This window comes from Stenotrophomonas sp. SORGH_AS_0282 (assembly GCF_030818125.1).
GTDB lineage: Bacteria > Pseudomonadota > Gammaproteobacteria > Xanthomonadales > Xanthomonadaceae > Stenotrophomonas > Stenotrophomonas rhizophila_A.
Window position 1 is genome coordinate 3,515,917 of sequence record NZ_JAUTAB010000001.1, and the last position, 21,440, is coordinate 3,537,356.

The 21,440-nt window shown below is 67.7% G+C and carries 24 protein-coding genes and 1 riboswitch; of the genes, 11 read left to right on the forward strand and 13 right to left on the reverse strand.

What is annotated here, in order from left to right; translation table 11 throughout:
• Positions 1–3: 3 nt before the first annotated feature.
• On the reverse strand, positions 4–687 hold the full coding sequence (gene bioD, locus QE395_RS15900) for a dethiobiotin synthase (RefSeq protein WP_306989899.1): 684 nt from the start codon (positions 685–687) through the stop codon (positions 4–6).
• A gap of 86 nt (positions 688–773) precedes the next feature.
• Here bioD and QE395_RS15905 point away from each other — a divergent pair, with 86 nt between their 5' ends.
• Together QE395_RS15905 and QE395_RS15910 are read left to right on the forward strand one after the other, a co-directional pair.
• Positions 774–1,256 carry a GAF domain-containing protein gene (locus tag QE395_RS15905; protein ID WP_068848998.1) on the forward strand — a complete coding sequence of 161 codons (483 nt, stop codon included), beginning with the start codon at positions 774–776 and terminating at the stop codon, positions 1,254–1,256.
• Positions 1,253–1,618 carry a TfoX/Sxy family protein gene (locus tag QE395_RS15910; protein ID WP_068848996.1) on the forward strand — a complete coding sequence of 122 codons (366 nt, stop codon included), beginning with the start codon at positions 1,253–1,255 and terminating at the stop codon, positions 1,616–1,618. The genes QE395_RS15905 and QE395_RS15910 overlap by 4 nt, the downstream gene beginning before the upstream one ends.
• Here the strand turns inward: QE395_RS15910 and QE395_RS15915 are convergent.
• Positions 1,615–2,199 (reverse strand): histidine phosphatase family protein, encoded by a 585-nt coding sequence (locus tag QE395_RS15915; protein ID WP_306989900.1) that lies wholly within the window; start codon positions 2,197–2,199, stop codon positions 1,615–1,617. The genes QE395_RS15910 and QE395_RS15915 overlap by 4 nt on opposite strands.
• 94 nt (positions 2,200–2,293) lie before the next feature.
• A riboswitch (cobalamin riboswitch) is annotated at positions 2,294–2,518 on the forward strand.
• Positions 2,519–2,638: 120 nt separating this feature from the next.
• Between QE395_RS15915 and btuB the strand changes: the two genes are divergently transcribed.
• A complete protein-coding gene (gene btuB / locus QE395_RS15920; protein WP_306989901.1) occupies positions 2,639–4,480 on the forward strand; it encodes a TonB-dependent vitamin B12 receptor in 1,842 nt (613 codons plus the stop codon).
• 194 nt (positions 4,481–4,674) lie between these two features.
• Here the strand turns inward: btuB and gph are convergent, their stop codons facing one another.
• Both gph and QE395_RS15930 read right to left on the reverse strand, forming a co-directional pair.
• Positions 4,675–5,325 carry a phosphoglycolate phosphatase gene (gene gph, locus QE395_RS15925; RefSeq protein WP_306989902.1) on the reverse strand — a complete coding sequence of 217 codons (651 nt, stop codon included), beginning with the start codon at positions 5,323–5,325 and terminating at the stop codon, positions 4,675–4,677.
• A gap of 84 nt (positions 5,326–5,409) precedes the next feature.
• Complete coding sequence (locus QE395_RS15930) at positions 5,410–6,312, reverse strand: LysR family transcriptional regulator (RefSeq protein WP_306989903.1); 903 nt, start codon at positions 6,310–6,312, stop codon at positions 5,410–5,412.
• A 97-nt stretch (positions 6,313–6,409) separates the two neighbouring features.
• On the opposite strand from QE395_RS15930, the gene QE395_RS15935 reads away from it, so the two are divergent.
• Complete coding sequence (locus QE395_RS15935) at positions 6,410–7,048, forward strand: NAD(P)H-binding protein (protein WP_306989904.1); 639 nt, start codon at positions 6,410–6,412, stop codon at positions 7,046–7,048.
• Between the two features lie 419 nt (positions 7,049–7,467).
• On the opposite strand, the gene dinB is transcribed toward QE395_RS15935, so the two are convergent.
• Positions 7,468–8,535: a DNA polymerase IV gene (gene dinB / locus QE395_RS15940; RefSeq protein ID WP_093535584.1), complete on the reverse strand. Its 1,068-nt coding sequence runs from the start codon at positions 8,533–8,535 to the stop codon at positions 7,468–7,470.
• Between the two features lie 219 nt (positions 8,536–8,754).
• On the opposite strand from dinB, the gene fabA reads away from it, so the two are divergent.
• Both fabA and fabB read left to right on the forward strand, forming a co-directional pair.
• Positions 8,755–9,270 (forward strand): 3-hydroxyacyl-[acyl-carrier-protein] dehydratase FabA, encoded by a 516-nt coding sequence (fabA, locus tag QE395_RS15945; protein WP_093535600.1) that lies wholly within the window; start codon positions 8,755–8,757, stop codon positions 9,268–9,270.
• Positions 9,270–10,478, forward strand: a complete 1,209-nt coding sequence (fabB, locus tag QE395_RS15950) for a beta-ketoacyl-ACP synthase I (RefSeq protein ID WP_068848982.1) — start codon at positions 9,270–9,272, stop codon at positions 10,476–10,478. Before fabA ends, fabB begins: the two co-directional genes overlap by 1 nt.
• 305 nt (positions 10,479–10,783) lie before the next feature.
• On the opposite strand, the gene QE395_RS15955 is transcribed toward fabB, so the two are convergent.
• Genes QE395_RS15955 through QE395_RS15965 form a run of 3 tightly spaced genes read right to left on the reverse strand, consistent with a single transcriptional unit; the run spans position 10,784 to position 13,328 of the window.
• Complete coding sequence (locus QE395_RS15955; RefSeq protein WP_184124541.1) at positions 10,784–11,497, reverse strand: HAD family phosphatase; 714 nt, start codon at positions 11,495–11,497, stop codon at positions 10,784–10,786.
• Positions 11,494–12,213, reverse strand: coding sequence for a pseudouridine synthase (locus tag QE395_RS15960; protein ID WP_068854534.1), 720 nt, complete (start codon positions 12,211–12,213; stop codon positions 11,494–11,496). The genes QE395_RS15955 and QE395_RS15960 overlap by 4 nt, the downstream gene beginning before the upstream one ends.
• Positions 12,210–13,328, reverse strand: a complete 1,119-nt coding sequence (locus QE395_RS15965) for a class I SAM-dependent methyltransferase (protein ID WP_306989905.1) — start codon at positions 13,326–13,328, stop codon at positions 12,210–12,212. Before QE395_RS15965 ends, QE395_RS15960 begins: the two co-directional genes overlap by 4 nt.
• 150 nt (positions 13,329–13,478) lie before the next feature.
• Here QE395_RS15965 and QE395_RS15970 point away from each other — a divergent pair, with 150 nt between their 5' ends.
• On the forward strand, positions 13,479–13,742 hold the full coding sequence (locus QE395_RS15970) for a hypothetical protein (RefSeq protein WP_068848976.1): 264 nt from the start codon (positions 13,479–13,481) through the stop codon (positions 13,740–13,742).
• A gap of 42 nt (positions 13,743–13,784) precedes the next feature.
• Here the strand turns inward: QE395_RS15970 and QE395_RS15975 are convergent, their stop codons facing one another.
• The gene (locus QE395_RS15975) at positions 13,785–14,075 is read right to left on the reverse strand and encodes a DUF3247 family protein (protein WP_306989906.1); all 291 of its coding nucleotides are present in this window, start codon (positions 14,073–14,075) and stop codon (positions 13,785–13,787) included.
• Between the two features lie 14 nt (positions 14,076–14,089).
• The gene (locus tag QE395_RS15980; RefSeq protein ID WP_095364589.1) at positions 14,090–16,075 is read right to left on the reverse strand and encodes a PAS domain-containing sensor histidine kinase; all 1,986 of its coding nucleotides are present in this window, start codon (positions 16,073–16,075) and stop codon (positions 14,090–14,092) included.
• A gap of 233 nt (positions 16,076–16,308) precedes the next feature.
• Here QE395_RS15980 and QE395_RS15985 point away from each other — a divergent pair, with 233 nt between their 5' ends.
• Entirely contained in the window at positions 16,309–16,869 is a 561-nt protein-coding gene (locus QE395_RS15985; RefSeq protein ID WP_306989907.1) for a DUF3016 domain-containing protein, read from the forward strand.
• Here the strand turns inward: QE395_RS15985 and alr are convergent.
• Positions 16,856–17,932 (reverse strand): alanine racemase, encoded by a 1,077-nt coding sequence (gene alr, locus QE395_RS15990; protein ID WP_184124534.1) that lies wholly within the window; start codon positions 17,930–17,932, stop codon positions 16,856–16,858. The two genes, QE395_RS15985 and alr, sit on opposite strands and share 14 nt — an antisense overlap.
• Positions 17,911–19,224 carry a D-amino acid dehydrogenase gene (locus QE395_RS15995; RefSeq protein WP_184124532.1) on the reverse strand — a complete coding sequence of 438 codons (1,314 nt, stop codon included), beginning with the start codon at positions 19,222–19,224 and terminating at the stop codon, positions 17,911–17,913. Before QE395_RS15995 ends, alr begins: the two co-directional genes overlap by 22 nt.
• Before the next feature lie 148 nt (positions 19,225–19,372).
• Here QE395_RS15995 and QE395_RS16000 point away from each other — a divergent pair, with 148 nt between their 5' ends.
• Both QE395_RS16000 and QE395_RS16005 read left to right on the forward strand, forming a co-directional pair.
• Positions 19,373–19,852 carry an Lrp/AsnC ligand binding domain-containing protein gene (locus QE395_RS16000; protein WP_068848966.1) on the forward strand — a complete coding sequence of 160 codons (480 nt, stop codon included), beginning with the start codon at positions 19,373–19,375 and terminating at the stop codon, positions 19,850–19,852.
• A 103-nt stretch (positions 19,853–19,955) separates the two neighbouring features.
• A complete protein-coding gene (locus tag QE395_RS16005) occupies positions 19,956–20,111 on the forward strand; it encodes a hypothetical protein (protein ID WP_306989908.1) in 156 nt (51 codons plus the stop codon).
• A gap of 129 nt (positions 20,112–20,240) precedes the next feature.
• Here QE395_RS16005 and QE395_RS16010 read toward each other — a convergent pair whose 3' ends face one another.
• Entirely contained in the window at positions 20,241–20,648 is a 408-nt protein-coding gene (locus QE395_RS16010; protein WP_306989909.1) for a classical arabinogalactan protein 4, read from the reverse strand.
• A gap of 105 nt (positions 20,649–20,753) precedes the next feature.
• Here QE395_RS16010 and msrB point away from each other — a divergent pair, with 105 nt between their 5' ends.
• Positions 20,754–21,221 (forward strand): peptide-methionine (R)-S-oxide reductase MsrB, encoded by a 468-nt coding sequence (gene msrB / locus QE395_RS16015; protein ID WP_306989910.1) that lies wholly within the window; start codon positions 20,754–20,756, stop codon positions 21,219–21,221.
• Positions 21,222–21,440: the final 219 nt, after the last annotated feature.

Here is a 21,440-nt window from a genome sequence, read left to right on the forward strand (position 1 = left end):
CCCTCAGCCGAGCAGGTGGCGGGCCAGCTGCGCCGGATCGGCGCCCGGTGCGTACGGCAGCCGCCCCCAGAACGGCATCGGCAGGCGCGCGCGCAGCAGCGCCACGTTGTCGTCGATGCGCTCCATCTGCGGGTCCACCTCGTTGGCGATCCAGCCGATGCAGGTTGCACCGCTGGCGTTGATCGCCTGCGCGGTCAGCCGCGCGTGGTTGAGACAGCCCAGCCGCAGGCCCACCACCATCACCACCGGCAGCTGCAGCGCCTGCACCAGGTGCGACTGGTCCAGCGTGGCCGACAGCGGTGCCAGCCAGCCGCCCACGCCTTCCACCACCACGGTGTCGGCCTGCGCGCGCAGGCGGGCGAACGCCGCCTCGATCGGATCCAGTGACAGCGTCACCCCCGCCGCCTCGGCGGCCAGTTCCGGGGCCAGCGGCAGCGGCAGTGCGTAGGGGTTGAGGTCGGCATAGGCCGGGGCCGGGTCGCTGGCGGCCAGCAGGGCGGTGGCATCCTCGTTGCGCAGGCCCTCGACGGTCTGCTCGCAGCCGCTGGCCACCGGCTTCATGCCCACCGCGCGGTGCCCGCGTTGGCGCAGCGCGTGCAGCAGGGCGCAGCTGCTGAAGGTCTTGCCGATGCCGGTATCGGTACCGGTGACGTAGAACGCGGCGGGCGGGGCGGAAAGGGATGACATGGCCGGACCGATGAACAGGGGCGCCCATTATCAGCGTTCCGCCGCCGGTGGGTCCGGCCGCCGGCCGCGCTTGCTAGACTGCGGCCATGTTCGATACTTCCACGCTCACCGGCAGCAAGCCGGAACAGTACGGCCAGCTGCTGGCCCAGGCCCGTGCCCTGGTGCACGGTGAACGCGACCGCATTGCCAATGCCGCCAATCTGTCAGCGCTGGTCTACCACGCGCTGCCGCAGCTGAACTGGGTGGGTTTCTACCTGTTTGATGGCACTGAACTGGTGGTCGGCCCGTTCCAGGGCCTGCCGGCCTGCGTGCGCATTCCGCTGGACAAGGGTGTGTGCGGCGCGGCCGCCTCGCAGCGGGTAACCCAACGCATCGAGGACGTGGACGCCTTCCCCGGCCACATCGCCTGTGATTCGGCCTCGCGCTCGGAACTGGTGGTGCCGCTGGTACACGGCGACACCCTGATCGGCGTGTTCGACCTGGACAGCCCGGTGCTGGCCCGTTTCGATGCCGATGACCAGGCCGGGCTGGAAGCCATTGCCGCGGTGTTCGTCGAGGCCTTGGGATGAGCACCAAGCTGCGCAACATCGGCCCCAAGAGCGCGGCCTGGCTGCGCCAGGTCGGTCTGCGCACTGCCGAAGACCTGGCCGCGGCCGGGTCGGTGGGCGCGTTCGTGAAGGTACGCCGCGCCGGCTTCAAACCGAGCCTCAACCTGCTCTACTCGCTCGAGGGCGCGCTGCAGGACTGCCACTGGCAGGAACTGCCCGAAGCGCGCCGCGCCGAGCTGGTGGCCGAATACGACGCGATCATCGCCGACAAGCCGCTGAAGAAGGCGCCGCCGGCCTCGGGCCCGGTGTATGACCGCACCGTGGCCAACGATGACGAAGGCGACGGCAGCGACGCCGCGTTCGACACCGACGACGACCGCTAGGGCGACGCCTGCTGCAACTCCAGTAGTTCCCCCCACAGCTCCCCGTCGTCCCGCTCCACCCGCAGCTGCAGCCGCGTACCGTGGTCGATGCGCAGCGCCCAGCACATCGCCATCGGCAGCCCGCACACCTGCGACAGCACCATCCGCAACGGGCCGCCATGGCTGACCACCAGGGTTGGCACCGGTTCGGGCTCATCCAGCAGCCGATGCAATGCGCGCGCGATGCGGCGCTCGAAATGCCCCCAGCTTTCGCCATGCGGCGGCGGGTTCGCATGCGGGTCCAGGTGGAATGCCTGCAGCGCCTGCATCGGCAGCGCCTGCAGCGGCTGGCCGTCCCAGTCGCCGAAATCCAGCTCCTCCCACTCCTCGTCCGCGATCACCTCCAGCCCACGCGGCAGCGCCAACGCAGCGGCGGTGTCCAGCGCACGCCGGCGCGGTGAACTCAGCACGCGCTGCCACTGCAGGTCGGCATGGCGTGCGCAGATCAGATCGATGCCCTGCACGTCCAGCGGCGGATCGGTACGCCCATCCAGGTGGTCGTCGCGGCCAGTGGCCGCGTGCCGGATCAGGTCCAGGATCATAGGGACTGCAACCACGTCAAAAAGCGAGGCGCATTCTAACCGCTGGCGTCGCAACGCCCGTGCCGGCATTGCGCCGGCCGCCGGGCTTTGCTCTACACTGCGCCCACTTTCAGGTGACCTGCGGCGCAAGCCGGCAGGTTGAAACGGGAAGCCGGTGACGCAACAGGTCCTGCCTGCTGCCATTCCGGCGCTGCCCCCGCAACGGTAAGCGTGGAAGCCAGGCAACATGCCACTGTGCGCAAGCATGGGAAGGCGCCTGGCGCGATGGTCCGCCATCGGCCCGCGAGCCCGGAGACCGGCCTGGAAGACGACTGGTTGCGATGCGGCGGGCATGGCGGCGGCAAGCGGCGCCGTACCTGCGCCCGCCCACCGTCCCTGCCCCCGTTGACCGCCTCCCACAACCTTGCCGCGCGGGCGTGCGCGGTGTTTGGAGTCAACGATGAAGCTGCAGATCCGCCTTCTTTCCCTGGCCGTACTCTCGGCGCTGCCCGGTGTGGCCGCCGCGCAGGACGATGCCACCGCACTGGACCAGGTGCTGGTGACCGCCACGCGCACCCCGATTGCCCTGCAGGACAGCATCTCGCCGGCGCAGGTGATCGACCGCGCCGAGATCGAGCGCAGCCAGGCGCCGTCGCTGCAGGACCTGCTGCGCGGCCGCGCCGGCATCAACCTCAACAACAGCGGCGGCCTGGGCAAGCAGAGCTCGCTGTTCCTGCGCGGCACCAATTCGGCCCACACCCTGGTGCTGGTCGATGGCGTGCGCATCAACACCGGCGACCTTGGCCTGGCCATGCTGCAGGACCTGCCGCTGGCGCAGATCGAACGCGTGGAAATCGTGCGCGGCCCCCAGTCCAGCCTGTACGGCGCGGATGCGATCGGCGGCGTGATCCAGATCTTCACCCGCCGCAATGCCGGCGACTTCGCCCCCCACCTGCAGCTGGGCGGCGGCAGCAACGGCCTGCGCGAAGCCAGCGGCGGCTTCGGCGGCACCGGCGCACGCGGCTGGTTCGGCACCGACATTGCCTACCAGCACACCGACGGCATCAACTCCTGCAACGGTGATCCGGTCACCTTCGCCGGCTGCGGCGCCAACGAACCCGACCGCGACGGGTACCGCAACCTGTCGATGAGCCTGCGCGGCGGCTACACGCTGACCGACAGCCTGAGCGTGGAAGGCACCGCGCTGCGTGCCGAAGGCGAGAACCACTACGACGGCTACTACAACTACTCCGAAACCCTGCAGCAGGTGCTGGGCGGCAAGGTCCGCTACGCGCCGAGCGAGCGCTTCACCCTGACCGCCAACGTCGGCCGTGCCGACAACGAGTCGGACAACTACAACGACGACACCTGGCTGGGCGCCGCGCAGACCCACCGCGACAGTGCCTCGGTGCAGGCCGACGTGGGCATCGCCGACGGCCAGCTGCTCAGCGCCGGCTTGGACTGGAGCCAGGACAACCTGGACGGCAGCAGCGCGGGGTATCTGGTCGACAGCCGCGACAACACCGGCGTGTTCGTGCAGTACCAAGGCCGCTTCGGCGCGCACCACCTGCAGGCCAGCGTGCGCAACGACGACAACGAGCAGTTCGGCAACCACACCACCGGCAGCCTGGGCTGGGGCATGGAACTGGGCGGCGGCTTCCGCCTCAACGCCAGCTACGGCACCGCGTTCAAGGCGCCCACCTTCAGTGACCTGTATGACCCGTGGAGCGGCGTGCCCGGGCTGGATCCCGAGAAATCCAAGAGCGCCAACCTTGGCATCGCCCAGCAGGGCGACAGCTGGCGCTGGGGCCTGGATGTGTATGAAACCCGCATCGATGACCTGATCACCTACGACGCCACCACTTTCATGATGTCGCAGGTGGAAAAGGCGCGTATCCGCGGTGCCGAGCTGACCGGCTCACTGACTCTGGCCGGCTTTGACCTCAGTGCACAGCTGAGCCACACCGACCCGCGCAACCGCACCGACGGCAGCGCCCAGTTCGACAACTGGTTGGCCCGCCGCGCGCAGGACACCGCACGCCTGGACATCGACCGCCGCTTCGGTGGCTTCCGCGCAGGCGTCACCGCCTTCGGTGCCGGCAAGCGCTACGACAACGCCGACAACAGCGTGCGCCTGGCCGGGTATGGCACCGTGGACCTGCGCCTGGAGTACGCGATCAGCCGCGACTGGTCGGTGCTGGGCCGGGTCAGCAACGTGTTCGACCGCGATTACGAAACGGTGGCCTGGTACAACCAGCCCGGCCGCGAGTACCGCCTGAGCGTGCGTTACCAGCCGAAATGATCCGGGGTTGGCCGGCATCGCAAGGTGCCGGCCAACGGCCGGCGCTACCGGGTGCACGAGCACGGCTCGGCGTCACCGCCGCTCGACGAGCACGGCTCGGCGTCACGGCCGCTCTACGATCACGGTACGGCGTCACTGCCGCTACACGAGCACGGTAGGTGCCGACCGTTGGTCGGCACGACGCCACGACCGCGCTACAACCCGGGCAACGCCCGCAGGTCGTCCACCACCGCCACCGCGTCCACCGTGTCCAGATCCAACCCGCGCGGATACCCGTAACGCACCAGCGCTACCGGCATGCCTGCATCCACCGCAGCGCGATAGTCGGTGATTGAATCGCCGACCATCAGGGCAGCCGTGGTGGCCACCCCGAACGCAGCGGCGATATGCCGCAGCGGTACGCCACTGGGCTTGCGCTCGGGCAGTGAATCGCCGCCCAGTACCATCGCGAAGAAGTCCTGCACGCCCAGGTGGGCGAGCAGCGGCGCGACCATGGCCGACGGCTTGTTGGTGCAGATCGCCAGGGTCACGTTACGCGCGCGCAACGCTTCCAGCGCCGGCACCACGCCGTCGTACAACCGCGGGCTGCGCAGCAGACAGGCTTCGTAATGGCGCATGAAACCGGGCATCACCCGGTCCAGATCGATGTCGCTGCGGGCCGCAGTGAAGGCCTGCTCGACAAGGCGGCGCACGCCATCACCGATCCAGGTCAGCACCGTCGCCTCGGGCACGCGCGACAACTGCCAGTCTTCCAGCGTGCGGTTGAGCGCCTCGGCGATATCGGCCGCGCTGTCGACCAGCGTGCCGTCCAGATCAAAAATTACCAGCGGGTAAGGATAGGACAAGGCAAGGATCGCTTCTGAGCATGGGGGACCACCGATTGTAGAGCCACGCCCTGCGTGTCCCACGCGAAGCCAGATCGAGACGCGTCAGATCCGCGCCAGGAACTCCTCCCCCGCAAACCGTTCCACCAGGAAATCCAGGAAGCTGCGCATCACCGCCGGCAACTGCCGCCGAGACGCATATACCGCATGGATGCCCATCTCCTCCACCTGGTACTCCGGCAACACCGCCACCAGCTCACCCGAACGCAGCAGCGGCGCGATCTGGTACGTCGGCAACATCGCAATCCCCGCCCCCGCCCGCACCGCCTCCAGCAACAGCGATGCCTCGTTGGCACTGATGTTGCCGCCCACCGCCACCGAAATCGCACGCCCCTGCCGCTGCAACTGCCACACGCTTTTACCCACGTAGTGATGGGTAAGACAGTTATGCCCCGCCAACCCATCGGCACTGACCGGCGTGCCCCGCTCGGCCAGATACGAAGGCGCCGCGCACAACACCGACCGGCACGGCGCCAGCCACCGCGCGATCAGGCTCGGATCAATCGCCCGCGAAATCCGTACCGCCACATCCACCCGCTCCTCCACCAGGTTCACCACCCGGTCCACCAGCAACAGCTCCACCCGCGTCAACGGATGCCGCCGCACGAACTCCGCCACCGCCGCCGCCAGGTGCAGCTGCCCGAACGACACACTCGCCGTCACCCGCAACACCCCATGCGGCTCCGGGTTATCGCTGGCCACCTCGCCCTGCAGCTCATCGCCGATGGCCAGCATCTGCCGGAACCGCAGCAGCGCCGCCTCCCCCGGCCCGGTCAGGCTGATCCGCCGCGTGGTCCGGTGCAGCAGCCGCGCCCCCAGCCACGTTTCCACCTCCGCCAGGTACCGCGTCACCATCGCCCGCGACATATCCAGCGCCTCCGCCGCCGCCGTCAGGCTGCCGCGCTCGGCCACCTCCACGAACACCTGCATTGCCGTAAGCCGGTCCATTTGATCGATTCGCGCAACAAATTAGGCCGTTATACGCGGTTTTTCGTCCGCTTTCAGGCGCATATGCTGGCCTTCCTCCCACAACGGAACCTGCCCCATGAAGATCGCCCTCGTCGGTGCCACCGGCAACATCGGCCGTGAAATCACCCGCCAGGCCCTGGCCCGTGGCCACCAGGTCACCGCCATCGTCCGCCGCGACAGCGGCCTGCCCGCCGAACTCGACGGCGCCCAGCTCGCCGTCGCCGCCCTCGACGACACCGACGCCCTGGCCGCCGTGATTGCCGGCCACGACGTCCTGGCCAGCGCCTTCGGCCCGCGCCCCGGCGATGACCCGTCCACCGTCACCACCGTCACCGCCGAACTGGTCAAGGCCGCCCGCCAGGCCGGCGTCCCGCGCTTCCTGATGGTCGGCGGCGCCGGCACCCTCGAAGTCGCCCCCGGCGTGCAGCTGGTCGATACCGAAGGCTTCCCCGATGCGTACAAGCCCGTTGCACTCGCCGCGCGCGAAGCGTTCAACCTGCTGCAGAACGTGGATGACCTCGACTGGACGTTCTATTCGCCAGCGGCTGAAATCGGCCCGGGACCGCAGAAGGGTGGTTTCCGCACCCAGGCAAAGCAGTTCCTGGTCGGCGCCGATGGCCACAGCAGGATCAGTTACGCCGATTACGCCGATGCGTTCGTCAGTGAAATCGAGAAGCCGCAGTACGTGCGGACGATTGCGACCGTGGCGTATTGATCGAGAGTGGTGATGCGCGGCGTATGGTGATTTTCATGCCCCACCGCGCGTTGCATTGCCATCGGCGGTCGATTGGGATGCGACCCTACCGTCGTCCCACCGACCTGAGGACAGTGCCTTCAAGTTCCCGCGCTCGGTTGCAATGCGCAGTTGCTCCCGCTGTTCATTGAGTGCCAGCCCAGCTTGGGCGGGCCGGCGGGGGCGGGTTGGCGGGACTGTAGAAAACATGGATGTTTTCTACAAGCCCCCATGGGTGAAGGCGCACTGCTTGCGAGGCACTGCCTCGCGTGCGACTGAACGCACAACCGCTGGCGGTTGGGCCGGGGCCCGGAGGGCGGTTCACGGCGTGTCCCGCCAACCCGCACCCGCCGGCCCGCTACCCGGAGCAGTGAAGCGTCGCAGTTGCTGTTGCTGTTGCTTCAGTCAAACAGCCCCATCTGGCTGACCGGCTCACGCTCGCGGAACCCGCCCAACCCAACGCCCACCAAGCGATAACGAGTCTCGGCCGGCAGATCCACGCGCGCGCGTAACGCAAGCGCGATATCGCGCAGCTCCTCCAGCGTTTCCGGCGGCGATTCTGGCGTGAAACTGCGCGTGATGATCCGGAACTGCGACGTCTTCAACTTCAGCACCACCGTGTGCCCCACCCGGTCCGTCTTGCGCGTGGCATTCCACGTCTTGCCCGCCAGCTCCACGATCGCCGGCTCCAACGCCTCCAGCGGCAGATCCTCCGCGAACGTGTCCTCCGACGAAATCGACTGCACCGGCTGGTCCGGCTCCACCGGACGCTCATCGATACCGCGCGCACGCCGGTACAGACTCGCACCGAAACTGCCGAAGCGCCCTTCCAGCTCCTCCAGCCGCAACCCACGCAGATCGCCTACCGTCACGATCCCGAGCTCCGACAGCTTGCCCTCCATCACCTTGCCCACCCCCGGCACCCGCTTCACCGGCAGCGGCATCAGGAACTGATCGATCCGGTGCGGCGGCACCACGAACTGCCCGTCCGGCTTACGCCAATCCGACGCGATTTTCGCCAGGAACTTGTTCGGCGCGATCCCCGCCGACGCCGTCAACTGCGTCTCCTCCCGGATCTGCGTGCGGATCAGCGCCGCGATCTCCGTCGCCACCGTCATCCCGCCCTTGTGCACCGTCACATCCAGGTACGCCTCATCCAGCGACAACGGCTCCACCAGATCCGTATGCCGCAGGAAAATCTCCCGCACCTGCCGCGACACCGCCTTGTAGCGCACGAAATCCGGCGGCACGAACACCGCATCCGGGCACAACCGCTCCGCCCGCATCGCCGGCATCGCCGAACGGATCCCGAACACCCGCGCCTCGTACGACGCCGCGCACACCACCGAACGCGCCCCCTTCCACGCCACCACCACCGGCAGCCCCCGCAGCGACGGATTGTCGCGCTGCTCCACCGACGCGTAAAACGCGTCCATGTCGACGTGGATGATCTTGCGTTGTGCGGACACGGCGGAAGCTCAAGGGCCCAAGCGGCGGGAATAGATGAACAAGATTACAGCCACACGCCTGAGTATGGTCTTTTCATAACAACAACATGCGTTTTTCAAGCTGAAAACACTACGCCGGCGTACGGTTAAAACGTTTGATTGAATGGAAATTACTCTGCACTCTTGGGTGCTTTCAACGGCAACAAACCGCCGCCCTCCATCTTCAGGATTGCGTTTTCCATGACTCGTCTCAACGCGTTCTCGCGCGAACAGCTGCTGGCCAGTGCCCGTGGCGAACTGTTCGGGCCGGGCAGCGGTCGCCTGCCCAATGACCCGATGCTGATGTTCGATCGCATCACCGACATCCGCGATGACGGCGGTCCACACGGCAAAGGCTACGTGCGCGCGGAACTGGATATCCGCCCCGACCTGTGGTTCTTCGGCTGCCATTTCATCGGCGACCCGGTGATGCCCGGTTGCCTGGGCCTGGACGCAATGTGGCAGCTCACCGGCTTCTACCTCACCTGGCTGGGCGCGCCCGGCCGTGGCCGCGCACTCGGCTGCGGTGAAGTGAAGTTCACCGGCCAGGTGCTGCCCGACGCAAAGCTTGTCACCTACGAAATCGACATCACCCGCGTCATCAACCGCAAGCTGGTCATGGCGCAGTCCGATGCCCGCATGCTGGTCGACGGCCGCGAAATCTATACCGCCAAAGACCTCCGCGTAGGTCTGTTCACTTCCACCGAGAACTTCTGATGCGTCGCGTCGTCATTACCGGAATGGGCATCACCTCGTGCCTGGGCAACGATCTGGACACCGTGTCCACCGCACTGCGTGAAGGCCGCGCCGGCATCCGCAACCTTCCCGACCACGCCGACGCCGGCCTGCGCAGCCACGTGGGCGGCAACATCGAACTGGACCTGGACGCGCAGATCGACCGCAAGCTCAAGCGCTTCATGAGCGATGCCTCGGCCTACGCCTATATCGCCATGCGCGACGCCATCGCCGATGCCGGCCTGGACGAAGCGCAGGTGGTCAACCCGCGCACCGGCCTGATTGCAGGCTCCGGCGGCGGCTCCAGCCAGTGGCAGGTCGAATCGGCCGACATCCTGCGCGCGCGTGGCGTGCGCAAGGTCGGCCCGTACATGGTGCCGCGCACGATGTGCTCCACCGTGTCGGCCTGCCTGGCCACCGCCTTCCAGATCAAGGGCCTGAGCTACTCGCTGTCCGCTGCCTGCGCAACCTCCGCGCACTGCATCGGCGCCGCCGCCGACCTGATCCGGCATGGCGCGCAGGACGTGATGTTCGCCGGTGGCGGTGAAGACCTGCACTGGTCGATGAGCGTCATGTTCGATGCGATGGGCGCGCTGTCCACCCGCTTCAACGACACCCCGGCCACCGCATCGCGCCCGTACGACAAGGACCGCGACGGCTTCGTCATCGCCGGCGGCGGCGGCATGCTGGTGCTGGAAGATTACGACCACGCCGTGGCACGCGGTGCACGCATCTATGCCGAACTGGTGGGCTACGGCGTCACCTCCGACGGTGCCGACATGGTCGCCCCGTCCGGTGAAGGCGCGGTACGCTGCATGAACATGGCCATGCAGAACCTCAGCGGCCCGATCGACTACCTCAACACGCACGGCACCTCGACGCCCCTGGGCGACGTGACCGAGTTGAAGGCGGTGCGCGAAGTGTTCGGCGAATCGATTCCGCCGCTGTCGTCGACCAAGGCGCTGTCGGGCCATTCGCTGGGTGCGGCCAGCGTGCACGAAGCGATCTACTGCCTGCTGATGATGCGCGATGGCTTCATTGCCGGTTCGGCCAACATCGGCGAACTCGACCCGGCCGTGGAAGGTTTCCCGATCGTTCGCGAAAGCCAGGACAAGCAGTTGAACACGGTGATGTCCAACAGCTTCGGCTTCGGCGGCACCAACGCAGCGCTGGTGTTCGGGCGGGTGTGATCGCCTGCGGTATGCGTTCAAGAAACCCGGCCACGTGCCGGGTTTTTTGTGGGGTTACGGGCGGAATGATGCGGGAATCCGCATGGAATGCCGGATGGAATTCCGCGTGGAATGACGGGCTGAATGCCGCATGGAATGCCGCATGGAATGCCGCATGGAATGCCGCATGGAATGCCGCATGGAATTCCGCGTGGAATTCCCGGTAGAGCCGACTGTTAGTCGGCTGCCTTTGGCGGGGTCAATGATCGCGCTTCGCGCTTAGCCGACTAACAGTCGGCTCTACCCTTCGGCTCTACCCTTCGGCTCTACCCTTCGGTTCCACCCTTCGGCTCTACCGTCCGCTTTTGCAGCAGCGGCAGCAGCAGTGCGTGGGCGTCGGTGAGCGATTCCACGATGCGATGGCCGAGCGCGCGCAGGTCGGCATCCGGATGCACCAGGTCCGGCACTTGGATCGCGGTCATGCCGGCGCCTACCGCCGCGCGGATGCCGGCCGGCGAGTCTTCCAGCGCCAGGCAGCGCGCGGGATCCTTGCCCAGTTTCCGCGCCGCCAGCAGGTAGATGTCCGGCGCCGGCTTCGGGTGGGCCACGTCGCTGCTGGTGACCACGTGGTCGAAGTAACCCAGCAACCCCGCCGCCGCCAGTTTGCGCGACGCGCGCGGCTCGCGCGTGGACGTCGCCACCGCTCGCGGCAGGGCGTGTGCCTGCAGCAGCTGCAGCAGCGCCAGTATGCCGGGACGCAGCGGCAGCCCCTGCTGGGTGCGCGCTTCATACAGGTCGTGGCAGCGCGCATACAGCGCGGCTACCTGCCCGGCATCGATGTGGCGCAACAGCCGCTGTTCGCAGTCACGGTCGCCCAATCCGACCATGCCCAGCCAGAAGTCATCGGCGAACGGCAGCTGCAGTTCCCGTGCGGCCTGCGACCAGCACGCAATGGACACCCGCTCGCTGTCGATCATCAGGCCATCCATATCGAAGATGACCGCTTCAGGCAGGAACGGCAGGGCGGCGATGGCGGTCATGACGCGTCGGTGAGGTGCCCGGTGAACAGCGTTTCCAGGTCCGCCGCATCCAGCATGCGCCACTCGCCCTCGGGCAGGTCGCCCAGCGACAGCCCGCCGATGCGGCTGCGGTGCAGTGCCTGCACGTGGTTGCCCACCGCCGCGAACATGCGCCGGGCCTGGTGGTAGCGGCCCTCGTGCAGCACCAGTTCGGCCTCGCGCGCCGAGCGCACGTGCAGTTCGGCCGGCAGCAGCGGCTTGTCGTCCGCTTCCAGCATCAGCGCGCCGCTGGCGAAACGTGCCACCTCGTCACCGCGCAGGTCTTCGGCCACGGTGACCTGGTAGGCCTTGTCCAGCCGCGACTTGGGCGACACGATCCGGTGCAGCAGGGCGCCGTCGTCGGTCATCAGCAGCAGGCCGCTGGTGTCGCGGTCCAGCCGGCCCACCGACGACAGCACCGGCGAACGCTCGCGGAAGCGCGGCGGCAACAGGTCGTAGATCAGCCGGCCCTTGTCCTTGGTTGAACAGGTGTAGTCACGCGGCTTGTGCAGCATCAGGGTCAGCCCCTGCGGCGGATCCAGCGGCTCCCCCTCGACCCGGATCGCTTCGTGGGCGACCTGGTCATCGGCGTACAGCACCTCGCCGTCCGCATCGGTGATGAGCCCCTCGCGGAACATGCCCTGCACCTGCTTGCGGCTGCCGTAACCCAGGTTGGCCAGCAGTTTCACCAGCTTCATGCGCGGCCCCCGCGGCCCCACTTCGGCTCGTCGCTGCGCGGGGCCCTGGCGGGGGTGGGACTCTTGCTGGCCTTGGTCGCCTCGATCAGCTTGAAGCCGTCGCGTTCGGCAGCCACGCGCACCTGGCCGAAGCTTTCGTTGAGGATCTGCTCGTACGGCAGGTGGCGGTTGGCCACCAGCCACATCCGCCCGCCCGGGCGCAGCGCCTGCGCGGCCACGGCGATGAAGCGCTGGCCGATGTCCGGGCGGTCGGCACGCGAGGGGGTGTGGAACGGCGGATTGGTGACGATGAAGTCGTACTGCGCCTCGATGCCGGCGGTGACGTCCTGCCAGTGGAAGCCCAACTTCGCCGGCTTGCCCAGTGCTTCCAGATTGACCCTGGCCAGCGCCAACGCGCGGCCTTCGGCCTCGAACAGGTCCAGCGCGCTCACCTGCGGGCAGCGCTGCAGCACTTCGCTGGACAGGTAGCCGAAGCCGGCGCCCAGGTCCGCGCCGCGCCCGGCCAGGTCGGCCGGCAGCTGTTCCACCAGCAGTGCCGAGGCCGGGTCGATGCGGTCCCACGCGAAGATGCCCGGGCGGCTCTGGAAGCGCCCGCCCAAGATCGCGCGCGGCGCGTCCAGCGCGGCCCAGCGCTGGGCCAGGGCCGCGTCATGCTGGCCATCCAACGGCGCGGTCCAGTACACCCGGCAGTGGTTCTTGGTCATCTTGCCGCCCAGCCCGGCCAGCTGCTGCAGGTCGCCTTCGCCGGAGCGGGCGCCTTCGTTGTTGTGCTGGCAGGCCACCACGATGCCGCCCGGGGCGGCCAGCGCCAGCGCGCGGGCAAACAGCGCGCGGGCTTCTTCACGCTGGCGCGGCGGCAGCACCAGCACCAGCGCGTAGCGGGTGGCGTCATCGGCCAGCTGCTGCTCGTCGCGCACGGTCCAGCCGCTGGCTTCCAGCGCATCGGCGAACGGGCGGAAGCTCTGCTCGCAGACCAGCTGGCCTGGCTGGGCGTGCTCGCGTAGCGGCCAGCCATCGCGGGCACGCAGGAACAGCACCGGCCCGGCCGGCCAGGTCAGCGCGCCGCCGAACGGCAGGAACAGGGTTTCCAGGGGGGCGTCGTGCTGGGCAGCCATGGGGGCACATCTTGAAAAGAGACCGCCATTCTACCGTTTCGGCCGATCGGCCCCGTTCGGCGGCCGATTTGCGTTTATTCAACGCTGCCTTGATGCCATCGCAACAGGCTGTCGGTCAGGGTGAAGGCTCATTCGCAACGGAGGTAGCTCATGCGCGCATTGTTCGTCGGTGGCGTGGTCGACAACAGCGAAATGGATCTGGAGGGCGCACAGCCGCCGGTGCACTACCCCGAGGACACCGGTGGTGGGCATTCGAGGTACCGGTTGCACCAGGTGGGCAAGCAGGCCGATGGCGCCGTGGCCTATGCGGTGTACGGCGCGCCCGACATGGCCGATGACGAAGTCGCCCGGATTGCGGATGAGCGCGCCTATGCGCGCCGCTTCGAAGCTGAGCCGGAAGTCTTCACGCATTGAGGAAAGGAGCGTGCCGGGCAGGGCCCGGCACGGCCCGGAGGCTCATTCCACCGGGGGCAGCTGGCGGATCGCGCTGATCTCATCCAGCCACAGCACATGCTGCTGCACCGGGGCATCCCGGTCATCCAGGCGCAGTTGGCCGTTGCTGCCTTCGTTCTCTTCCGCATTTCGGTACTGCTGCACGGTGGGCTGTACCGCCACGGTGCCGAGCAGGCGGCGGCCGTCTTTCAGCGTGACTTCGACCTGGGTCTGGCCTTTGAGCTGGGGCAGCAACGCCTCGAGCTGGGCGATGTCGGCCGGGTTTGTGTAGATGCGGGGGGCGGTGCGGGACATGCGGTTCCTTTGATTCAATTCCGTCCGGCCAGGACGCTGCGTACTGCGGTGACCAGCTGGGCGACCGAATAGGGTTTGGCCACGTGTTCCTGGAAGCCCGACGCCAGCGCGCGCTTGCGGTCGTCGGCACGGGCCAACGCGGTCACCGCCACGATCGGCAGCGCGTTGGCATCGAGGCCGAAGTCCTGGCGCAGCGCGCTCACCAGCCCATACCCGTCCATGCCCGGCATGCCGATGTCGGTCAGCAGCACATCCACCGCCTCATGGCCGCCGGCATCCAGCAGTGCCAATGCTTCGCCGGCCGAAGCCGCTGCGGTGACCTGCGCGCCCTGCTCTTCCAGCAGCCGGCGCAGGTATTCCAGCACTTCGGGCTGGTCTTCCACCGCCAGCAGGCGCAGGCCCTTGAGCGGGTACGGCTCGATCAGCTGTTCGCGGATCGGGCCACTGAACACTTCGCGCAGCGGCCGGCCATCGGCCTGGGGCTGGTAGCGCGGCAGCTGCACGGTGAATTCCGCACCCTGGCCCTGGCCTTCGCTGTTGGCCGTGACCGTGCCGCCGTGCAGTTCCACCAGCTGCTGCACGATCGCCAGGCCCAGGCCCAGCCCGCCATGGCGGCGGGTGGTGGTGCCATCGGCCTGGCGGAAGCGGCTGAACAGATGGCGCAGGAACTCCGGCGCAATGCCGTCGCCCGAATCGGCCACGGTCACTGTCCAGTGATCACCGTCGGTGGCCAGGGTGACCGTGACCGAGCCGGCGGCGGGGGTGAACTTGATGGCGTTGCTGAGCAGGTTCCACAGCACCTGCTGCAGGCGCGTGGCATCGCCCAGCACCAGCGCCGGTTCGTCAGGCATGACCAGCCGGGTTTCCAGCGCCTTGCCTTCGGCTACCAGTTCCTGGGCGCGCATGGCCTCGGTGAGCTGGACGCGCAGGTCCAGCACTTCCACCTCCAGCTGCACCTTGCCCAGCAGCATGCTGCTCAGGTCCAGCATGTCCGAGATCAGCCGCTTCTGCGCCATGGCGCTGTTGGCGATCACGCCCAGCCCCTTGAACAGCGGGCTGGTGCTGTCCACGCGCTGCAGCAGCAGCTCGCTCCAGCCCAGGATGGTGGTCAGCGGCGTGCGCAGCTCGTGCGAGAGCGTGGCCAGGAATTCGTCCTTCAGCCGCGCCATGCTTTCAGCGGCATTGCGCGCGGCGCGTTCGGACTGCAGCAGCTCTTCGCGCGCCATTTCGATTTCGCGGCGGTCGGTAACGTCGGTGCTGCTGCCGGCCAGGCCGATGAAGCGGCCCATGCGCGAGAAGCGTGGCTGGGCGCTCATTTCCAGCCAGCGCCACTGGCCATCGGCGCGCAGCCCGCGCACCAGCACCTGCATGGAGCGCTGCGCCTTGATCGCGGCCTGCAGCTCGTAATCGAACACGGACACATCGTCGGGGTGGACCAGGCCGCGCCAGACATCCTCCGGCACGCGCTGTTCGTCACCACCGAAGAATTCGCTGAAGGCGCTGTTGACGAAGCGCGCATGCGCGCGTTCGTCCAGCACCCACACGGGCATGGGCAGGCCATCGGCCAGCGCGCTGAAACGCGCCTCGCTTTCGGCCAGCTCCACTTCGATCTGCTTGCGGTTGGTGATGTCGAAGAACAGCACAGCGACGCGATGTTCGTGCGGCTCGCCCACCCGCATCGCCTCGACCGCATACCAGCGGCCCAGCGCGCGTGCTTCCAGCTCGAACTGCTGGGAGCGCCCGGTCAGGGCGATCTGGCCGTACACCCGGTACCACTCCGGCTCGTGGGTCGGCTGCAGTTCGCTCATCAGCCGGCCCGAGGCCTGGTTCAAGCCGGTGTTGCGCTCGAAGGCGTCATTGACTTCCAGGAACCGGTAGTCGACTCCCACGCCGTCTTCGATCATCACCTCGATGATGCAGAAGCCAGCGCTGAGGCCTTCCAGCACGCTGCGGTGCAAGGAAGGATCGGACGCCGAAGGCACGTACGGGGCGCGTTCCAGGGTTGAGGCGGGCAGGCTGGGCAAGGGCGTCAAGAGGGGCAACTGGTGGAACGGAGGGAGACAGCATCTTCCAGAGCGCGTATTCGTAGCGTCAAGCGCCCCTTGCCGGTTTGACGTAAGTGAATTGCCGGCTACCGGGGATCCTGCCTGCCGTTTCCGGCAATTGTCCCGCTGGCGGATCAGGATCACACTCAGTACCGACCTTCTTCCGCCGCTCCGACCGAGGCAACGCCATGAACCGCAAACCCTTGCTGGCTGGTGCTCTGGGCTGTCTGCTGCTGCTTGTCGGCAGCGCGTCGGCCGCCCCGCGCACCGTCACCGACCCCAAGGCGCCCCGCGCGCTCACCGGCGAAAGCCCGGTCCAGGTGAAGTGGACGGACCCGGCCCAGTTCACTGAAATCCGCAGCAGCACCAACCGGTTCGAGGCCCAAAGCGGCAACTGGGTGCAGCAGCTTGCCGACTACCTGCGCAGCAGCGCCAGCAAGCGCCTGCCCCCGGGACAGACCCTGGACGTGGAGATCACCGACATCAAGCGGGCCGGCGAGTTCGAGCCGCAGAACGGCCCGCGCGGCAATGACGTGCGGATCATGCGCGACATTTATCCGCCGCGGATGACCCTGACCTTCACCCTGCGCGACGCCACGGGCGGCATGGTCCGCCAGGGCGAGGAGAAGCTGATCGACATGAACTACCTGGGCAACACCGGCCTGCTCAGCAACAACGACCCGCTGCGCTATGAGAAGCGCATGATCGATGACTGGCTGCGGCGCCTGCTGCCGCCTACGCGCCGCTGAGCACCCGCGCCACGCGCTTGACCGCGCACGGCAGCTGGTACGCGCTGACCTTGCACAGCGGGGCCAGCACGTCCAGGCGCGGGGCATCGCCCCACAGGGTGACGGTGCTGCCCACCCCGGCCTGCGGCAGGTCGGTCAGGTCCACGGTCAGCATGTCCATCGAGACCCGGCCGATCAGGTGGCCGGGCTGGCCATCGATCTGGACGGGGGTCCCGTTCGGCGCGAACTGCGGGTAGCCATCGGCATACCCCAGCGCCACCACGCCCACGCGGGTGGGGCGTTCGGCCACGAAGCGTGCGCCGTAGCCGACCGGTTCGCCCGCGGCGATCTCACGGACCGCGAAGATCTTCGACTGCATGGTCATCACCGGGCGCAGCCGCTCGGTAAAGGCATTGTGCTTCTGCAGCGGGTTGGCCCCGTACAGCATCAGGCCCGGGCGCACCCAATCGCTGCGCACGTCCGGCCAGCCCAGCAGCGCCGGTGAATTGCACAGGCTGGTCTCGCCGGCCAGGCCGTCGATGGTGGCGGCGAACAGGTCCGCCTGTTCGCGCGTGCGCGGGCTGTCCAGTTCGTCGGCGCGGGCCATGTGGCTCATCAGCACCATCGGTGCCACCTGCGGCAGCGCGGACAGCCGCGCGTGCGCGGCACGGAAATCTTCGGGCGACAGGCCCAGCCGGTGCATGCCGCTGTCCAGCTTCAACCAGATCTGCAGCGTTGCGTCGGTCTGGAACGCTTCCACCGCGTCCACCTGCCACGGCGCGGCCACCGCGAACCACAGGTTGTGCTGCACGATCAGCGGCAGCTCGTCGGCATCGAAGAACCCCTCCAGCAGCAGGATCGGCGAGGTGATGCCGGCCGCGCGCAGTTCCAGCGCCTCTTCAATGCAGGCCACGCCGAACGCATCGGCTTCGCCGTCCAGCGCGCGCGCGCAGGCCACGGCACCGTGGCCGTAGGCATCGGCTTTTACCGCGGCCAGGGTCTTGCGGCCGCCGCCCAGTTCACGGGCCAGGCGGAAGTTGGAGCGCAACGCCTCCAGGTCAATCAACGCGCGGGCTGGGCGCATGCATTCGCTTCACTGTGTTGGACGGACGCGGCGTGGTGGCCGCCATAACGGAAGATATCCAGGCCTTCGGTGCTGATCTGCGGCTGGCGCGCGCTCATCAGGTCGGCCAGGTAGCGGCCCGAGCCGCAGGCCATGGTCCAGCCCAACGTGCCGTGGCCGGTGTTGAGGAACAGGTTGCGGTACGGGGTAGCGCCGATCACCGGCGTGCCATCCGGGGTGGCCGGGCGCAGCCCGGTCCAGAACTCGGCGCGCGACAGGTCGCCGCCATCCGGGTACAGGTCGCCCACCACCTTTTCCAGGGTGGCGCGGCGGCGCGGCGACAGCGACAGGTCGAACCCGCCCACTTCGGCCATGCCGCCCACGCGGATGCGGTCGTCGAAACGGGTCACCGCCACCTTGTAGCTCTCGTCCAGGATGGTCGAGGTCGGCGCCATCGCCGCGTTGGTGATCGGCAGGGTCAGCGAGTAGCCCTTCAGCGGGTACACCGGCAGGTGCATGCCCAGCGGGGCCACCAGCGACGGCGAATAGCTGCCCAGCGCGACCACGTAGCGGTCGGCGGTTTCGACCTTGCCGTCGATGCGCACGCCGGTGATGCGGTCGCCGTCGGTTTCCAGCCCGGCAATGTCCTGGTCGAAGCGGAATTCCACCCCGGCATCCATCGCCATCTGCGCCAGGCGGCGGGTGAACAGCTGGCAATCGCCGGTCTGGTCGCGCGGCAGCCACAGCGCGCCCACCAGTTTGTCGGCCACGCTGGCCAGCGCCGGTTCGTGGGCGATGATGCCGGCGCGGTCCAGCACTTCATACGGCACGCCGTACTGGGCCAGCACTTCGATGTCCTGCGCCGAGGCATCCAGCTGCTGCTGGGTGCGGAACAGCTGGGTGGTGCCCAGGTCGCGGCCTTCAAACTCAATGCCGGTCTGCGCACGCAGCTCGTTGAGGCAGTCGCGGCTGTATTCGGACATGCGCACCATGCGCGCCTTGTTGATGGCGTAGCGCTCGTGCGTGCAGTTGCGCAGCATCTGCGCCAGCCAGCGGTACTGGTTCAGGTCCAGGCCGGGGCGGATCGCCAGCGGCGCGTGTTCGGAGAACAGCCACTTCACCGCCTTCAGCGGCACGCCCGGGGCGGCCCACGGCGAGGTATAGCCGAACGAAAGCTGGCCGGCGTTGGCGAAGCTGGTTTCCAGCGCCGGGCCGGGCTGGCGGTCCACCACCGTGACTTCAAACCCGGCCTGCCGCAGGTACCAGGCACTGGTCGTGCCGATTACCCCACTGCCTAGGACTAGAACGCGCATGAGACCTCTCCAACCCGATCATTCCCTGCACTGGAGCGTGCCGGGACCATAATTGAGGAAGTATATTCCGGCCAAACCAAGCAATTTTGCTGTTTTTGGCGCATCAGGCAGGATATTGTCGCGCCAACACCACTGAGAGGCTGACGCCATGGCCGCCCGTGCCCGCGAGCTGGACAAGATCGACCGCAAGATCCTGCGCATCCTGCAGGAGGAGGGGCGCATTTCCTTCACCGAGCTGGGCGAGCGCGTCGGGCTGTCCACCACCCCCTGCACCGAGCGGGTGCGCCGGCTGGAACGCGATGGCGCCATCACCGGCTACTACGCACGGCTGGACCCGCAGTACCTCAAGGCCAGCCTGCTGGTGTTCGTGGAGATCAGCCTGGCCTACAAGTCCGGCGACATCTTCGAGGAGTTCCGCCGCGCAGCGCTGAAGCTGCCCAACGTACTGGAATGCCACCTGGTCTCGGGCGATTTCGATTACCTGCTCAAGGCGCGCATCAGCGAAATGGCTTCCTACCGCAAGCTGCTGGGCAGCACCCTGTTGACCTTGCCGCACGTGCGCGAATCCAAGAGCTACATCGTGATGGAAGAGGTCAAGGAAACGCTGACCCTCCCGATTCCGGACTGAGCCGCCCCGGACCGACCCGCGCAAACGCAAAAGGCGGCGCGCTTGCGCGCACCGCCTGTGTAGCTGCCGACCAGAGGCATCAACGCTGCTGTTTCTGATCCTGGTGGCGCTGGTCCTGCTGTTTGCCACCCTTCTGGTTCTGCTGATCCCATTGCTGCTGGTTCTGCTGGCCGGATTTCTGGTTCTGCTGGCCCTGCTGTTCCTGCGGCATCTTGCCGGGATTGCCCTTCTGCTGATTAGCCATAACTGCACCTTCTGAGCTTGGGGATGCGCGTTGTTGCGGCGCACGTACAGACTCGGCGAAAGCCGGTTAATCGCAGGCGAAATTGCAGTGAGCTGCGGCGTTGACACCGATGACTGCGGGCATTGGTTGTGAAACGTTCATGCATCAGGGCTTGATGAGTTGGCCATCACCGGTGGGCACCGCGTCGTAATAGCGGCCGGTGCGCGTATCCAGCACACGGTTGGGGCCGGCCTGCTTCATGCCCGGCACGATGCGGCCGTGTCGGTCATACACCTTCGGTGGCGCGGTGGTGGCCGGCGGCGCAGGCGGCACCACCTGGGCCGGCCCCTGGCTCTGGATCGGGTGGGTGCGCAGCTGCTGCGTCGTCTGCGCCGGGGTGTTCACCGGCGCGGGCAACGGCGCCTGCGCGGGAACCACGGGGGTGGGCGGACGGGTATCGGTGGGTTTGCGTGGCGCGGCCATCTGCGCCACCGCGACCAGCGGCAGCAGCACGGCCAGCGATACGACACCCCGGAAGAAGCGTTTCATGGCGGCGGACTCACGACGGGACATGCATTCACCCTGCGCCAGCGCGCGTGTCAGCACCATGAATGCCATCGGCGCTTGCCCCCGGGCGCCGCCGCCCCCATTTTCCTGCCATCCCCACGAGGACCACCCATGACCGCATTCGATCTCTCCCCACCCAGCGACGCCCAGCGCGACGCGCTGGTGGCCGGGCTCAGCGCCGACGAGCGCCGCGTCCTGCTCCAGCACGGCACCGAAGCCCCGTTCTGTGGGGTGTTCCTGGACAACAAGCAGGACGGCGTCTACGGCTGCCGTCTGTGCGGCCTGCCGCTGTTCCGTTCCAGCACCAAGTTCGACTCCGGCACGGGCTGGCCGAGCTTCTTCGCCCCGTTCGACCCGGACCATGTGCGCGAAATCCGTGATGTCAGTCATGGCATGGTGCGAACTGAAATCGTTTGCGCCCGCTGTGACAGCCATCTCGGTCACGTGTTCCCAGATGGCCCGGCGCCGACGTTCGAGCGGCATTGCCTGAATTCGGTCTCGCTGCAGTTCACCGCCAACGGTCAGCCTTACCCGGATCCGCTGCAACGCGGTGGCGCCGAGGCCCAGCCAGCCGGTTGAGCACCCCGGCAATGCGTGCCCACCAACGGTGGGCACCTACCAGGGGGCGGCATCCTCCGGACGAGGCGGGTCGGCACCCTCCGGGCGACGTACCCGGCAGGTACCCACCGTTGGTGGGTACTGGGCGATGCACCGGTAGGTACCCACCGTTGGTGGGTACGACGTGCCGGCCAAAACTGTGACGTCCGACCACGCCCCCCTTCAGAATGCGCGCGCCAG

What these genes read in the sequence shown, in the direction of transcription:
- QE395_RS15970 (WP_068848976.1), top strand. Translation starts at nt 13,479, where the DNA reads ATGCGCGCATTGTTCGTCGGTGGCGTGGTCGACAACAGCGAAATGGAT.
- QE395_RS16000 (WP_068848966.1), top strand. Translation starts at nt 19,373, where the DNA reads ATGGCCGCCCGTGCCCGCGAGCTGGACAAGATCGACCGCAAGATCCTG.
- QE395_RS15995 (WP_184124532.1), bottom strand. Translation starts at nt 19,224, where the DNA reads ATGCGCGTTCTAGTCCTAGGCAGTGGGGTAATCGGCACGACCAGTGCC.
- QE395_RS16010 (WP_306989909.1), bottom strand. Translation starts at nt 20,648, where the DNA reads ATGTCCCGTCGTGAGTCCGCCGCCATGAAACGCTTCTTCCGGGGTGTC.
- QE395_RS15910 (WP_068848996.1), top strand. Translation starts at nt 1,253, where the DNA reads ATGAGCACCAAGCTGCGCAACATCGGCCCCAAGAGCGCGGCCTGGCTG.
- QE395_RS15915 (WP_306989900.1), bottom strand. Translation starts at nt 2,199, where the DNA reads ATGATCCTGGACCTGATCCGGCACGCGGCCACTGGCCGCGACGACCAC.
- bioD (WP_306989899.1), bottom strand. Translation starts at nt 687, where the DNA reads ATGTCATCCCTTTCCGCCCCGCCCGCCGCGTTCTACGTCACCGGTACC.
- QE395_RS15960 (WP_068854534.1), bottom strand. Translation starts at nt 12,213, where the DNA reads ATGAAGCTGGTGAAACTGCTGGCCAACCTGGGTTACGGCAGCCGCAAG.
- msrB (WP_306989910.1), top strand. Translation starts at nt 20,754, where the DNA reads ATGACCGCATTCGATCTCTCCCCACCCAGCGACGCCCAGCGCGACGCG.
- fabA (WP_093535600.1), top strand. Translation starts at nt 8,755, where the DNA reads ATGACTCGTCTCAACGCGTTCTCGCGCGAACAGCTGCTGGCCAGTGCC.
- QE395_RS15965 (WP_306989905.1), bottom strand. Translation starts at nt 13,328, where the DNA reads ATGGCTGCCCAGCACGACGCCCCCCTGGAAACCCTGTTCCTGCCGTTC.
- QE395_RS15975 (WP_306989906.1), bottom strand. Translation starts at nt 14,075, where the DNA reads ATGTCCCGCACCGCCCCCCGCATCTACACAAACCCGGCCGACATCGCC.
- alr (WP_184124534.1), bottom strand. Translation starts at nt 17,932, where the DNA reads ATGCGCCCAGCCCGCGCGTTGATTGACCTGGAGGCGTTGCGCTCCAAC.
- QE395_RS15905 (WP_068848998.1), top strand. Translation starts at nt 774, where the DNA reads ATGTTCGATACTTCCACGCTCACCGGCAGCAAGCCGGAACAGTACGGC.
- QE395_RS15935 (WP_306989904.1), top strand. Translation starts at nt 6,410, where the DNA reads ATGAAGATCGCCCTCGTCGGTGCCACCGGCAACATCGGCCGTGAAATC.
- fabB (WP_068848982.1), top strand. Translation starts at nt 9,270, where the DNA reads ATGCGTCGCGTCGTCATTACCGGAATGGGCATCACCTCGTGCCTGGGC.
- QE395_RS15985 (WP_306989907.1), top strand. Translation starts at nt 16,309, where the DNA reads ATGAACCGCAAACCCTTGCTGGCTGGTGCTCTGGGCTGTCTGCTGCTG.
- QE395_RS15930 (WP_306989903.1), bottom strand. Translation starts at nt 6,312, where the DNA reads ATGGACCGGCTTACGGCAATGCAGGTGTTCGTGGAGGTGGCCGAGCGC.
- QE395_RS15955 (WP_184124541.1), bottom strand. Translation starts at nt 11,497, where the DNA reads ATGACCGCCATCGCCGCCCTGCCGTTCCTGCCTGAAGCGGTCATCTTC.
- btuB (WP_306989901.1), top strand. Translation starts at nt 2,639, where the DNA reads ATGAAGCTGCAGATCCGCCTTCTTTCCCTGGCCGTACTCTCGGCGCTG.